This is a genomic window from Microcoleus sp. Z1_A1, assembly GCF_036700305.1.
Taxonomy (GTDB): Bacteria; Cyanobacteriota; Cyanobacteriia; order Cyanobacteriales; family Microcoleaceae; genus Microcoleus.
The window spans coordinates 1-13,195 of record NZ_JAUBOR010000082.1; the positions used below are offsets into that span (position 1 = coordinate 1).

Consider the following 13,195-nt stretch of genomic DNA (forward strand, 5'->3'; position numbering starts at 1 on the left):
TAAATCTGGCGCGTGCTCGTCAGCAAATAGCCTAACCCCACTGGTTTACTCTTTTGACAATTAATCCACCCTGCCTAACCCCCCTTAGTAAGGGGGGGACAAGATTCTTCTCTCCGCCCTTAATAAGGGGGGATTCTTCTCAAAGTCAACCCCTACTCCCCTTATTAAGGGGGATTTAGGGGGATCTAGCTATGTGAAACTACCCATTAAATTGGTATAAAAAGAAAGTTTTAAGGCTTGAGTTGACTAAACACAAGAATCAAAACTCCTCACCAATTACTAATCATCAATTGCCAATTACTAACTCCCAAAATATGGCCGTAAAAAATATACAGGAAATCCGAAAAATAATTGCAAAAGCTAAGCTGTGGGACAGCATTTTCGCTGCGATCGGCTTATTGTTGATGCTAGTAGGCGTGGTTGTCCTGTTAGCATTAATCATTGATTTGGCGATCGATGGTTTACCGCGTCTTTCCTGGCAATTCTTGACATCGTTCCCATCCCGTCGCGCGGAAGATGCAGGCGTACTGTCTGCTTGGGTAGGCTCGGCTTTAGTAATGTTAGTAACAGCTTTAGCCGCGGTTCCCTTGGGTATTGCGTCGGGTATTTACTTGGAAGAGTACGCCCGGAAAAATTGGGTTGCTGATTTTATCGAAATTAATGTCACTAATTTAGCAGGCGTTCCTTCAATTGTTTATGGACTTTTAGCTTTAGGTTTCTTTGTATATCAATTAAACTTGGGTCAGAGCATTCTCACTGCTGGTTTGACTTTAGCACTGCTGATTTTACCAGTAGTAATTGTTACTACTCGCGAGGCACTGAGGGCTATTCCTAATGAGATCAGGGAAGCTTCCTACGCCACAGGCGCTACCAAGTGGCAAACGATTTCGGATCACGTTTTGCCATACTCCGCTGGCAGTATTATGACAGGAGTAATTGTGGGGTTGTCAAGGGCGATCGGAGAAACAGCACCTCTAATTACAATTGGGGCTCTCACATTTATTGCCTTTTTGCCCGACTCTCCCCTGCAATCCGAATTTCCTTATGTTTCGTTTAAATGGCTGATGTCACCCTTCACAGTCATGCCCATGCAAATGTTCAACTGGGTATCCCGCCCGCAACCGGAATTTCAAAACAACGCTGCCGCAGCAGGCCTGATAATACTGGCGATGACTTTGGCAATGAATGGCTTGGCAATTTATCTCCGCTATATTTTCCGCAAAAACATCAAATGGTAAAAAAAATCACAACCAACTCTTCGTCTTCAACTACCGTTAAGGCAAAAGCTGAAGTCAGAAACCTGAATTTTTTCTACGGTTCAACTCAGGCACTGAAAAATATCAACCTAGTTGTTGATGATAAAAAAGTGACCGCGCTAATTGGCCCGTCTGGCTGTGGCAAAACTACGCTGCTGCGGTGTTTTAATAGGATGCACGACCTCTATCCCGGCAATCGTTACGAAGGGGAAATCTTGCTGGACTCCGATGAGATTAATATCCTCAGCCGCAAGGTAGATCCCATCGAAGTTCGGATGCGGATTAGCATGGTATTTCAAAAGCCAAATCCTTTCCCGAAGTCAGTCTATGAAAATGTAGTCTACGGGTTGCGGGTGCGGGGTCAAACGAAGCGCAGCGTCATGGATGAAAAAGTCGAAAAAGCTCTGCGGGGCGCGGCTTTGTGGAATGAAGTAAAAGACAGATTAAATGATTTGGCGTTTAATCTTTCGGGAGGCCAACAGCAGCGGTTGTGCATTGCTAGAGCTCTCGCAACGGAACCTGAGATAATTTTATTTGACGAACCAACTTCTGCCCTAGACCCGATCGCAACTTCCAGCATTGAAGCTTTAATTGCCGAGTTGAAAGAACAAGTAACAATTCTAATTGTTACTCACAATATGCAGCAAGCCGCACGGGTTTCTGACTATACAGCTTTCATGTATTTAGGTGAAATGGTCGAGTTTAATCAAACTAAGACTATTTTTAACAATCCTGCCAAGCAGCAAACTCAAGAATATGTAGAAGGTCGATTTGGATAATCTATAACTCAAGTAAGGTGCGTTACAACTAGATATAACGCACCCTAACTTTTTAACTAATTACACTCTCTATGCGGCTGTAAGTGCTCACATAATCACAAGTCGCTTTATGTTGAGGATTCAGGAAAATAGAAGGAGCTGAAGCATACTCTACAAGCTCGCCGACTCGCCTTCCTTCTTGAATCTTGATATTAAAAAAAGCAACAAGGTCAGCCACTCTTGAAGCCTGCTGTAAATTGTGCGTGACTATAACAATTGTGTAATGCTTCTTCAGCCTGTTAATTAATTCTTCTATGCGTAAAGTTGAAATTGGATCAAGCGCTGAACAAGGTTCATCCATCAAAATTACCTCTGGTTGCAGTGCTAAGGCTCTAGCAATGCAAAGTCGCTGCTGCTGGCCGCCTGATAAAGTCATAGCATTTTTATTAAGCAGATCTTTTACTTCGTCCCACAGCGCTGCTTGACGGAGAGCATCTTCGACAAGCTCGTCAATATTTCCCCGATAGCCATTGACGCGAAGTCCCAAAGCAATGTTCTCGTAAATAGATTTGGGGAATGGATTAGGTTTTTGAAAGACCATACCGATCCTGCGGCAAACTTCTATTAGATTGAACTCTGTGATGTCTCGATCGTAAAAAGTAATTTTTCCGGTTATTTTAGCGCATTTAACTAAGTCGTTAATGCGGTTAAAACAGCGCAGCAGAGTCGTTTTTCCGCAGCTAGAAGGGCCGATAAATCCTGTAACTTGATTTTTGTAAATTTCCATATTGATTCCTTCTAGGGCTAAAATGTCATTGTAGGATACCGATAGTTGCTGGACTCGCAAAATAGCTTCTAGGGGTGTTGGCAATTCAAAATCTGTTTGCATAGGTACAAAGAAACTGGGTATTGGCGATTGGGAATTGCAGATAGGGGGTGTAAGGAAGAAGCAATAATTTATCCCTTACACTCCTAATCCTTGATTTTTAGGTTTACAGGTGCGGAATTTTAGTGGTACTTTGGCGGGAATTGCTAATTGCTTTTTGATATTTTATGCTTGTTTTTTGCTACAGCTATCTCGCAATATTATAGCTAAAATATTCATCACGAATAGAATGCCAATTAGCAAGATAATTGCTGCTGCCGCATTTTGTTGGAAATCGGCTTGAGGTCGAGAAACCCAGTTAAATATTTGAACTGGTAGAGCGGTAAAAGGACTGCGTAACCCCTCCAGAGATAAAGCGGGCGTAAAGGTAATAAAAGCAGATGCACCTACCGCAATTAGCGGGGCTGTTTCACCAATTGCACGGGAAAGGGATAAAAAAATTCCCGTTAAAATACCGGGCATTGCAGATGGCAGGACTAGATGCCACAAAACCTGCCACCGAGTCATTCCTGTAGCGGTGCCTCCTTCCCGCAAGCTATGGGAAACGGCGCGCAGTGCTGAACGAGTCGCTATAATTATGGTGGGTAAAGCGATTACGGATAGGGTGAGGGACGCAGAAAGTAAACTGTACTTGCCAGTTAAAAATCCTAATCCGTGAACAAATATTCCCAGCCCTAGCAAGCCATAAATAATAGAGGGCATTGCTGCTAAATTTGCAATATTAATTTCAAGGAATTGGCTAAATAGATTATTGGGGACATATTCTTCGAGATAAATGGCTGCTCCTACTCCAATGGGAGTAGCGAAAATTGCAGTTAATCCCAGCAACCAAAAAGTTCCCGCTAAGGCTACGTAAATTCCTGCTTCTTCGGGGTTTCTGGAAGCAAATGACGTGATAAATTGCCAGTTAAGGCGCGAGAGACCATCTTGAGACACATCAAATAATAAAAGCCCTAGAACGGTTATTAAAACCAAAGGTGGAATAACTGTGAGAATTATGAAAATTCGATCTAGGAAGTGACGTTTGGTGAAATCAGGCTGAAAAATGTGAGTAAATTTCGGTATTTTTTGAGGGGAGTATTGAGCGATATCTGACCGAGAATTAATAGCTAAATGTTCTTGATTTACCTCCGGGCTGCCAATTGGGACTTCTAACATTAAATCGCGGTGACGCCGGACAAGCAAGTGACTCAGTGTGTTGAGGATCGAGGTCATCAAAAATATGACCGTCCCTACTGTGAAAATAGTGTGAAATTCTAGAGAATTTATAGGTATATCGCCCAAACTTACTTGAATTATAAAAGCAGTCATTGTCGATACTGCTTCTAGCGGATTCAGAGCAAATTGGGGATTTTGTCCTGCTGCAATGGAGGCGATCAGGGTTTCTCCCAAACAGCGAGAAGCTGCTAATGTAAAGGAGGCAATGATGCCTGGAAATGCGACTGGTAAAATTATTTTAGTGATAATTTCTGGTTTTGTAAAACCTAAAGCATAAGCTGCTTCCTGTAATCGTTTTGGGACATTTTGAATAGCGTCTTCACTCATAGAAGATACAATAGGTGCAATCATTATGCCAGTGACTAAACCTGCGCTTAAAGGGCTAAACCCGGCTAGATTGGGGATAAGTTTTTGCAGCAGCGGGGTAACAAATAACAGAGCAAAATAGCCATAGACTACAGTGGGGATGCCCGATAGAGTTTCTATAAAGGGTTTGAGCAGATAACGCACTCTATGGGGAGCGTATTCGCTGAGGTAGATGGCAGTGAGGAAGCCAACAGGCACGGCAACAGTCATGGCGATCGCCGTTGTCAACAATGTGCCGCTGGCAAGTACCATAATACCAAAGGTTTTATTGGGAAAAAGCGGCGTCCACTGCGTATCTGTCAAAAATCTCCACAAAGGTACTTCTTGGAAGAAAATTGCTGTTTCATAAATCAGGACTGTAATAATCCCTAGGGTGATGAATGCGGGAATACATCCGAGTATTCCCAATAGAGCGTGTAAAGCATATTCTTTCCACATAGCTGAGGTTAAATTGCGCTGCCAAAGCTTAGACTCAGGTGGCAGATGCGAAGGGGCAGTTTTCATTTAAACCTGGGCTTTTGATTGTTGGCGATCGAGAGTGTATTGATAGTTTAAAAATAATTAATTTTTCGTGCTAGTTAGTGAGGGATTAATTATTATTCAGTAATTGAGTCGCTGCAAACTGACTCAAAAAATTAGCTTTAAAAACTAATAACTAATGATTGCTAGTAGATGGTTATTTAAAATAACTGATGTCCTCTGATAATTTATCACAATAGCTAATCAAAAATGGTTAAAAATAGGTAAGCAATTCGATAACAGAGGGTTAAAGCCTCGGACTGGTTGCAAGAAAAGTGGGCCGCCCGATTAAAACCTGAGAGGCGAAAAGTTGTCTGTTTGACCTTAATCTTGAATACGATCGCCAGGGAGTACATGAGCGTAGTCCAAGAGCAAGCGTTACCGAAGCACCTTGGCGACTGCTATAGCTTGTAAGGTACGTCCAAGGGCACCTTACCCTCACAATTTATGACTTTTGAGTCATATATTTAATCCGTAACTTTGGCGATCGCCACTTGATGCTCCTTACCCTTTTTCTGAACTTTGAATTTTTGGCATGACTGCAAAAAATCGTGAAAATTGCTACCCAAATGCAGCGATTGCAGCTTTTTAGTAATTGGTTGACCGTATTGCTTGTGAAATTCGGTGGCTACCTGGTTAATGCCAATGTAATTGCCTGGAGATTTAGCAGTTAATGCCAATACAATATTTGCTATAGATGCTTCCAGGGCGGCTGAGGACTGTGTTTTTGAAGATGCTGCTGCTTTTGGAGCGATCGCCACTTGATGTTCGTTACCGAGCAATTCCATTTTGAAAACAGACGGACGCGATTTAAAAAAATTAATTAGACTAGAATCCGGCAAAAAATTTTTCACAATTAAATCGGCATGACACTGATATTTAGTATAAAATTGTTTCTTGATTGTTGTGACGGGAATAGCATTTTGTTTTAAATCAACTATCGCTTTCGCAATCATTGCTACAAGTATCTTTTCTAAAGCATCCAGCGAATGAATCCCAATTGAATTGACTGACTTGGTTTCGGGAACTTTTTGGGATTCAATATCTAGATCCACGACAAGAGGAGTTATACACTCTTTAGTCCCAGAAGAAATTTTGTCTTCTGCTGACTCCGACAGTGCAGCAGGGGAAGTTGTAGAAGGGAAAACAATAGTGTGGCGCTCTTGAAAAAGCTCAGCCACACTAGAAAAACGAGCGATCCGCTCATCAATAGATTTGTGTTCAGCCTTCAACAACTCTGCAACTTGATTAGCCAATTCTGCAAAACTAGGGATTTCCTCTTCCCTTTCGCAAGAATAGTGCTTGCTCTCACCATTCTGACAGTTTTCTACAGATAAAACTGAATTTTGCCGACGCACCCGAAACACAGTCACTCCCTGATTTTGCAACTGATTGCAAAGATGATTTAACAAACCGTCCGAAGAACAGACAAAAACTTGTTTTACATCCCGATATCGATATAAAATAGCCGCGCCAAAAGCAATCATTTTACCGTCAGCACTATTAGCACCGCCCGGAACGTGAATCAGTTCGTAACCGCGATCGTAAAGTTCAGCATCCAACTTGCCGATACTCGGATTTTTCCAGTTAGCAAAAGCAATTTTAACTTGCAGGGGATAGTCGCACAAATCGGCTAAGAATTGTTCTGTATTAACCTTAAGTTTCAGATTTTCGGCATCTAACAGCAAAATCGCAATCCCGCCGGACTCTGTGGTGGTTGCAGACTCGATTCCTTGCGGGATAACTTCGCTTAACCGTGTTTCCGTGCATTTGCGACTGAAAGACGGCGGACTGGGCGGGTCAAAAAAATGTTTGCGGCAAGCTTTGCAAAGATACCGCTGGTGCCCGTTGGGACGGCCGTTTTTACGAACTTCGTCAGATTCGCATCTTGGACATTTCATGTAACCCATTATGCAGCCTACTCCCCAACCCAACAAGGCATTACCTATCTTCTTCTTCCTCTTCCTTCGCGCCCTTGGCGTCTTCGCGGTTCGTTAAATACGTATCTTTTGAGCGGTTCAGGAGTAACTTGTGGCAGTCGATCGGCTCATAATAACAAAAGAACGTTAACAATTCTTAAAAAAAATGGCTAGAGACTTGCGGGGATTCCTAAAACTACTCGAAGAACGGGGACAACTGCGCCGGATTAGCGCCTTAGTCGATTCCGACCTCGAAATTGCCGAAATTTCCAACCAAATGCTGCAAAAAGGCGGCCCTGGACTGCTGTTTGAAAACGTCAAAGGGGCCGAATTCCCCGTCGCAATCAACCTGTTGGGTACGGAAGAGCGCGTTTGCTGGGCGATGAACATGGAAAAGCCGATCGAACTAGAAGAGCTCGGCAAAAAACTGGGAATGCTGCAACAGCCAAAACCGCCGAAAAAGATTTCCCAAGCGATAGAATTCGGCAAAGTCCTGTTTGACGTAGTGAAAGCCAAACCGGGGCGCGACTTTTTCCCAGCTTGTCAGCAAGTGGTAATTGAGGGAGAAGGGCTGGATTTGAACAAAATCCCGATGATTCGCCCTTATCCGGGAGATGCGGGCAAAATTATCACCCTGGGTTTGGTAATTACCAAAGATTGCGAAACGGGCACGCCGAATGTGGGGGTTTATAGGTTGCAGTTGCAGTCAAAAAACACGATGACTGTACACTGGTTATCGGTGCGGGGCGGCGCGCGGCACTTGCGGAAAGCGGCGCAGGCTGGTAAAAAGTTGGAAGTTGCGATCGCCCTGGGAGTCGATCCTTTAATCATTCTCGCCGCAGCAACCCCAATTCCTGTAGATTTATCGGAATGGTTATTTGCCGGACTTTACGGCGGTTCCGGCGTGCAATTGGCGAAGTGCAAAACCGTAGATTTGGAAGTACCGGCGGACTCGGAAATTGTGTTAGAAGGAACGATTACGCCGGGGGAAGTTCTGCCCGACGGGCCCTTCGGCGATCACATGGGTTATTACGGCGGTGTCGAAGATTCGCCGTTGGTGCGGTTCCACTGCATGACGCACCGCAAAGACCCGATTTATCTGACCACATTTAGCGGGCGGCCGCCGAAAGAAGAAGCAATGATGGCGATCGCGCTTAACCGTATTTATACCCCTATTTTGCGGCAGCAAGTATCGGAAATTGTCGATTTCTTCTTACCGATGGAAGCGCTGAGTTATAAGGCGGCAATTATCTCGATCGATAAAGCATATCCCGGTCAAGCGCGCAGGGCTGCTTTAGCATTTTGGAGTGCTTTACCGCAGTTTACTTACACTAAGTTTGTGATTGTTGTCGATAAAAGTATCAACATTCGCGACCCGCGTCAAGTAGTTTGGGCAATTAGTTCTAAAGTCGATCCGGTGCGGGATGTATTTATTCTGCCGAATACGCCTTTTGATACGTTAGATTTTGCCAGTGAAAAGATTGGTTTGGGAGGCAGAATGGGGATTGATGCTACTACGAAGATGCCGCCGGAAACGGATCACGAATGGGGGGAAGTTTTGGAGTCAGATCCGGATGTGGCGGCGATGGTAGAAAGGCGTTGGGCTGAGTATGGTTTGGCTGATTTGAATTTGGGAGAAGTCGATCCGAATTTGTTTGGTTATGAGATGAAGTAGGGGAATTAACCGTAAAATCTGACATATCGCACATCCTCGATCGACCTGTGGTGGCGGGTTTTTCCAACCCTTTATGACACAGATAGACAATCTAAAAAACCCGCCCCCACCAACTAAAAATCGCAAGCTACCTCTTTTTAATGCGATCGGGATTTACGCACTCCGACAAAGAAACCGGGTTTTTACCGAGTCTTTGCACTGTCAAGAAGTCTTCTCGAAAAAACCCGGTTTCTGGGTTCCTATGCGTAAGTTATATTATATTCAAAAGTTTGTGCCACAATTGAGGAACTTCAGATTAATCCCACTGACGAACAAGCCCAAGCCTGTCTGCGCGTCTGCCAGATGTTCTCTAGCTACTACCGAGATATTCAACTATTCCGTTTTAATGCTCAAACCACAGAAGTGTATATTTTCGTAAGTGATGATCTGCAAGTAATCGTATCTAGTAATTGACTTTGGAGGTTTTTGGATGAAACCGAACTTTGATGAAATGAGCAGATCCGAATTAAAAGCTTACGTGCTATCGCATCGGCATGATGATGAAGCGATTCAGATATTTTTTGGTCGCCGTAATCCCCCAGATTCACAAGCGACATGGTACGGGCAGATGTGTACTCCTGAAGGTGTACCCATTGAAGAAAATATTCGCATCGCTGAGGAAGCAATTAAGAAAAGAGCTGAAATCGATCGCGAAAAACAACAACAACGGGAAAAAGCACAGGAGGATCGATTACGCCAAACATTAGAACGGGAAATTGAGGCAAAACTTCGATCGCAAATTGAATTAGAAGTCGAACAGAAGTTGCAGGAAAACTTAGAAAAAGAAATTGAGGCTCTGATAAGTGCGATCGCCCAATTTTTAGCGTCAACCACCAGCTTACCATCAAGACTGGCAGGGTCGATCGCACTTTTGGCAATTCGTGCCGGAATTGAAGATTTTTGCGATTTTTAGAATGGGCGATCGAATTGAGTGCGATCGGGACTTATGCGCTTCGTCAGAGAAACCGGGTTTTTTGCAAAATCTGCGGGCTGTAACGAAGTATTCCCGCAAAAACCCGGTTTCTGACCACCCGTGCGTAAATCCTAAAAATTTCAAAAAAAGGATTGAAGGGGATCTCGATCGCCTTTTCAGTCGTCTTTAGACGACTTGAGCTTTGAGGCGGGGGTTTCAACCCCCGACGGACTGTTGCAAGAAGTGCAAAAACTAAATCAAAAATCAGTTTACCCTTCCAAAACCTCAACCAAATCTTCGATCATCAAATCGAAGACAGCAGCAAGTTTCTGCAAAGCCGTGTAGTCCACCGTTGCCATTTTGGGAGCTTGGGCGTATTTTTTAACCGTGCTGTAGGGAATTCCCGTTCTGTCAGAGACTTCTTTCAGCGTCCAACCCTTTTCCTGGGCTAGTTATCGAACTCGCAACCGTATTAGCCCCATCTTCCCGCTGATAAATCAGTTTATTGTTCCAAAATCTCAACTAAATCTTCGATCGCAATATCGAACGCACGGGCCATCTTGTCCAAAGCTGTGTAGTCTACAGTTGCCATACCTGGAGAACTGGCATAGGTGGCGATCGTAGTGTATGGAATACCCGTTCTGTTGGAGACTTCCCTAAGAGTCCAACCCTTCTCTTGAGCAAGTTCTCGAACTCGCAGTCTAATTCGTCCCATTCCGCCCTTGACAATTACGACTACTCGTAATTTAATGAATATACAATTAACAGCGATCGCCCTCCGACCTGAGAAATCTAGAGCGATCGCCTTTCATTCACCACCCACAAAAGTGGGAAGGATTTTCCTATGATACCAAAACAATCGACATATCGCGATCGACTTGTGCCTTGGTGCATAATTCGCCACCTCCCCAACTGTCAGCGGTTAACAGTCGCCCGTTTCAGCCGCCGCCCCGATGCCGAATCTTACCTAAATGCACTGCGCCGCTTAATGCCCGCAGTCCCGCATACAATTGTTTTCGTGAATGCGCTGTCTGTCTTAGATGAAAACAGCGTTCCAATTCCGATGCAATTGTCGATCGAAGTTTAAGCGTTGAAAAGTGTGAACAACAGGTAAGATGCCGGTTCCACAAACATTAAAATATGTTGTGGGGTGGGCCGGAGAGCCCGCCCAAGAAACAGGCAAGATGCCTGTTCCAGAAATATTCAACTAAACTAGAAATAGATTTGAGTCAAGGAGTCACATCAATGCCATCTCCCTTTACCGGTATGGATCCGTATTTAGAGCATCCCGAACTCTGGCCTGCCCTACATCACTTGTTAATTAGTGAAATTTTTAGATTTTTGTCTCCCCAACTGCGTCCTAAGTATTTAGTCTCGTTCGAAGTGAGAATGTATGAAACCGCTGACGACAATTTATCAATTGGCATTCCTAATGTAAACGTAATTCAGCCAAGAACTACAACCGAATTAATCACATCAAACGTAGCCGTTGCAGCGCCACCAACACAACCCTTGACAGTAAATATTCCCATGCCCTACCAGGTTCGGGAAGGCTATTTAGAAATTAGAGAAAGAGGAAACCAAGAACTAATCACCCTGATTGAAATCCTCTCGCCTAGCAATAAGCGCACAGGAAAAGGACGACAAATGTACGAAGAAAAGCGAGAAGAAATTTTATCCAGTCGCACTCATTTAATTGAAATAGATTTATTGCGGCGCGGTCAAAAAATGCCAGTTATTGGCCATGACATTGAAAGCCACTATAGTGTTTTGGTGTGTCGGGGAAATCGCCGTCCCAGAGCAGATTTGTACGCTTTTAACCTGCAAAACCCGATGCCTGCCTTTCCTTTGCCGCTGCGATCGGGCGATACCGAACCTATAATCAATTTGCAGGAATTATTCACTCAAACTTACGACATAGCAAGTTACGACCTCAAGATAGATTATCGCAACTGGGAAGTCATACCACCGCTGTCAGAAGCCGATACAATTTGGGCAGATGCTTGGTTGCGCGATCGAGGATTGCGGTGAATTTAGTTAGATTATATCGGGTTAATTATCACAAATACCGTAGGGGCGGGTTCACCCTAATCTACAACACAAGTGAGAAATTCAGATAAACCCGCCCCGGCCGCGACTATGACTCAAATTGCTTAACAGCTAAACATCTTGGCTTTGCATCAACCGCTGCTTCAAACGCGCCGGATCTCCCCGATCGACAACTTGGCCCTTTTCCAACAAAAAAGCCCCATCGCAGAAATTCAACTCATCCAAACGGTGAGTCACCCACAAAGCCGTAATCCCGCGATTTTTCACCAACCGCTGCACCGCCGCCACCAAATCCAACTGAGAATCAGGATCTAACAAAGCCGTCGGTTCATCTAACAGCAAAATTTCGCAGTGACGGGCGATCGCCCCAGCAAGAGCAATTCGCTGCTTCTGGCCCCCACTCAAAGCATAAATCGGCCGCCGCTGCAAATCCAGCAAATTCACAGCCTCCAAAGCCTCCGCCACCCTCTCCCGCACCTGAACGTTAGAAAGCTTTTCCTCCACCAAACCAAAAGCCACATCCGCACCCACCGTCGGCATCACCAATTGGTGATCCGGATTTTGGAACACAAAACCCACTCGCCCACTCAGGTCAATTTCCCCCGACTGGGGGTGCAGCAGCCCAGCCATCAGCCTCAACAGCGTAGACTTGCCGCTGCCGTTAGTGCCCAAAAGCATCCAAAACTCGCCCTTGGGTACATCCAGAGAGCAACCTTGCAACACTCGATCGCCCGACGGCCAGCAAAAACCCAAATCCCGCACAGCAACGGCTGACGGGCTCATATCGGCACCAACACCCCCAGCCCTCATTCTGCTGTCATCGAGACAAAGCCAGGGGATCTGCCTGTAGATGACGCCCCCGATTTCTGAGAAACCACCACCCCAGAAATCTCGCTGCTGAGTACAGCCACCTTTTTCTCAGGATTTTTCTCGCAGGTGAGTTCCAAAATTTGCGGTTGGGAGTTGCGAATCGCCGCCAGTACCTGCTGGTAAACAGTCTCAGCGTCCTCCTCCAACTTCCGCTGCACCGACAGCGAGACGGGCGTATTTTTCACAATGATGTCAATGCTGAACATATAGTCTTAAAAACCTAAGTTTGGAGCTCTCTCCTCAGTATATATATAGGACTTACCCACGGAAACCCAGTTTCTTAGAAAAATCAGAGGTTGAGGGCGATACATCTACCAAGCCACGGGGCTTCTGACGCAAAGCGCAGAGACTCCTATATAGTAGAAGTTCCCAAATGCAGGGCAAAGACTTCGGGGACTTCGAGGGCTTCGGGGACTTCGCACAAGTCAAAAGTCAACAGCCAAAAGTTTTTTAAGAAAAACTTGCTCTTGTAAAGAATTACCTCTATAATCGTCAATACGGTAAAGAAAAGTAAAGTCTGTTCATAATCCAACTTGTTTTCTGCTAAGCAGAGGCAACGGTGGAAAACTCATGACTAGAGACAGATCCGTTGTAATTATATCCATTTGGAGATTTGCGTAAATGACAATCGCAGTCGGACGCGCCCAGACCGAAAGAGGCATATTTGATGTCCTCGACGACTGGCTCAAACGCGATCGCTTCGTCTTCGTAGGCTGGTCTGGCATCC

At 44.8% G+C, this 13,195-nt stretch carries 14 protein-coding genes and 1 pseudogene; 7 read left to right on the top strand and 8 right to left on the bottom strand.

Features of this window, described 5'->3' with window-relative positions; translation table 11 throughout:
* Window positions 1-242 precede the first annotated feature (242 nt).
* Both pstA (QT973_RS26330) and pstB (QT973_RS26335) read left to right on the top strand, forming a co-directional pair.
* Window positions 243-1,238: a phosphate ABC transporter permease PstA gene (pstA, locus tag QT973_RS26330; RefSeq protein WP_333055220.1), complete on the top strand. Its 996-nt coding sequence runs from the start codon at window positions 243-245 to the stop codon at window positions 1,236-1,238.
* A complete protein-coding gene (gene pstB / locus QT973_RS26335; RefSeq protein WP_333055219.1) occupies window positions 1,232-2,035 on the top strand; it encodes a phosphate ABC transporter ATP-binding protein PstB in 804 nt (267 codons plus the stop codon). The genes pstA (QT973_RS26330) and pstB (QT973_RS26335) overlap by 7 nt, the downstream gene beginning before the upstream one ends.
* A 52-nt stretch (window positions 2,036-2,087) precedes the next feature.
* On the opposite strand, the gene pstB (QT973_RS26340) is transcribed toward pstB (QT973_RS26335), so the two are convergent.
* The 3 genes from pstB (QT973_RS26340) to QT973_RS26350 form a co-directional block, all read right to left on the bottom strand.
* Window positions 2,088-2,903 carry a phosphate ABC transporter ATP-binding protein PstB gene (pstB, locus tag QT973_RS26340; protein ID WP_333055218.1) on the bottom strand — a complete coding sequence of 272 codons (816 nt, stop codon included), beginning with the start codon at window positions 2,901-2,903 and terminating at the stop codon, window positions 2,088-2,090.
* A gap of 162 nt (window positions 2,904-3,065) precedes the next feature.
* Window positions 3,066-4,988 carry a phosphate ABC transporter permease PstA gene (gene pstA, locus QT973_RS26345; protein WP_333055217.1) on the bottom strand — a complete coding sequence of 641 codons (1,923 nt, stop codon included), beginning with the start codon at window positions 4,986-4,988 and terminating at the stop codon, window positions 3,066-3,068.
* Window positions 4,989-5,470: 482 nt separating this feature from the next.
* Entirely contained in the window at window positions 5,471-6,904 is a 1,434-nt protein-coding gene (locus QT973_RS26350) for an IS1/IS1595 family N-terminal zinc-binding domain-containing protein (RefSeq protein ID WP_333212307.1), read from the bottom strand.
* A gap of 184 nt (window positions 6,905-7,088) precedes the next feature.
* Here QT973_RS26350 and QT973_RS26355 point away from each other — a divergent pair, with 184 nt between their 5' ends.
* From QT973_RS26355 to QT973_RS26360, 3 genes are all read left to right on the top strand, one after another.
* On the top strand, window positions 7,089-8,597 hold the full coding sequence (locus tag QT973_RS26355) for a UbiD family decarboxylase (RefSeq protein ID WP_333055214.1): 1,509 nt from the start codon (window positions 7,089-7,091) through the stop codon (window positions 8,595-8,597).
* A gap of 294 nt (window positions 8,598-8,891) precedes the next feature.
* Entirely contained in the window at window positions 8,892-9,050 is a 159-nt protein-coding gene (locus tag QT973_RS27150; RefSeq protein ID WP_445251910.1) for a DUF6888 family protein, read from the top strand.
* Between the two features lie 16 nt (window positions 9,051-9,066).
* On the top strand, window positions 9,067-9,549 hold the full coding sequence (locus tag QT973_RS26360) for a DUF6887 family protein (protein WP_333055213.1): 483 nt from the start codon (window positions 9,067-9,069) through the stop codon (window positions 9,547-9,549).
* Window positions 9,550-9,818: 269 nt separating this feature from the next.
* Here the strand turns inward: QT973_RS26360 and QT973_RS26365 are convergent.
* Window positions 9,819-9,986 (bottom strand): annotated as a pseudogene (locus QT973_RS26365) (helix-turn-helix domain-containing protein); the annotation flags it as partial.
* Between the two features lie 65 nt (window positions 9,987-10,051).
* On the bottom strand, window positions 10,052-10,264 hold the full coding sequence (locus QT973_RS26370) for a helix-turn-helix domain-containing protein (RefSeq protein WP_172192515.1): 213 nt from the start codon (window positions 10,262-10,264) through the stop codon (window positions 10,052-10,054).
* A gap of 129 nt (window positions 10,265-10,393) precedes the next feature.
* On the opposite strand from QT973_RS26370, the gene QT973_RS26375 reads away from it, so the two are divergent.
* Window positions 10,394-10,636: a hypothetical protein gene (locus tag QT973_RS26375; RefSeq protein ID WP_333055211.1), complete on the top strand. Its 243-nt coding sequence runs from the start codon at window positions 10,394-10,396 to the stop codon at window positions 10,634-10,636.
* Window positions 10,637-10,794: 158 nt separating this feature from the next.
* Complete coding sequence (locus QT973_RS26380) at window positions 10,795-11,580, top strand: DUF4058 family protein (protein ID WP_333055210.1); 786 nt, start codon at window positions 10,795-10,797, stop codon at window positions 11,578-11,580.
* Window positions 11,581-11,709: 129 nt separating this feature from the next.
* Here QT973_RS26380 and QT973_RS26385 read toward each other — a convergent pair whose 3' ends face one another.
* The 3 genes from QT973_RS26385 to QT973_RS26395 form a co-directional block, all read right to left on the bottom strand.
* Window positions 11,710-12,408 (bottom strand): energy-coupling factor ABC transporter ATP-binding protein, encoded by a 699-nt coding sequence (locus QT973_RS26385; protein WP_445251574.1) that lies wholly within the window; start codon window positions 12,406-12,408, stop codon window positions 11,710-11,712.
* Complete coding sequence (locus QT973_RS26390; protein WP_190663726.1) at window positions 12,405-12,674, bottom strand: hypothetical protein; 270 nt, start codon at window positions 12,672-12,674, stop codon at window positions 12,405-12,407. Before QT973_RS26390 ends, QT973_RS26385 begins: the two co-directional genes overlap by 4 nt.
* Before the next feature lie 146 nt (window positions 12,675-12,820).
* Window positions 12,821-13,000: a hypothetical protein gene (locus QT973_RS26395; RefSeq protein WP_333055207.1), complete on the bottom strand. Its 180-nt coding sequence runs from the start codon at window positions 12,998-13,000 to the stop codon at window positions 12,821-12,823.
* Window positions 13,001-13,195 lie beyond the last annotated feature (195 nt).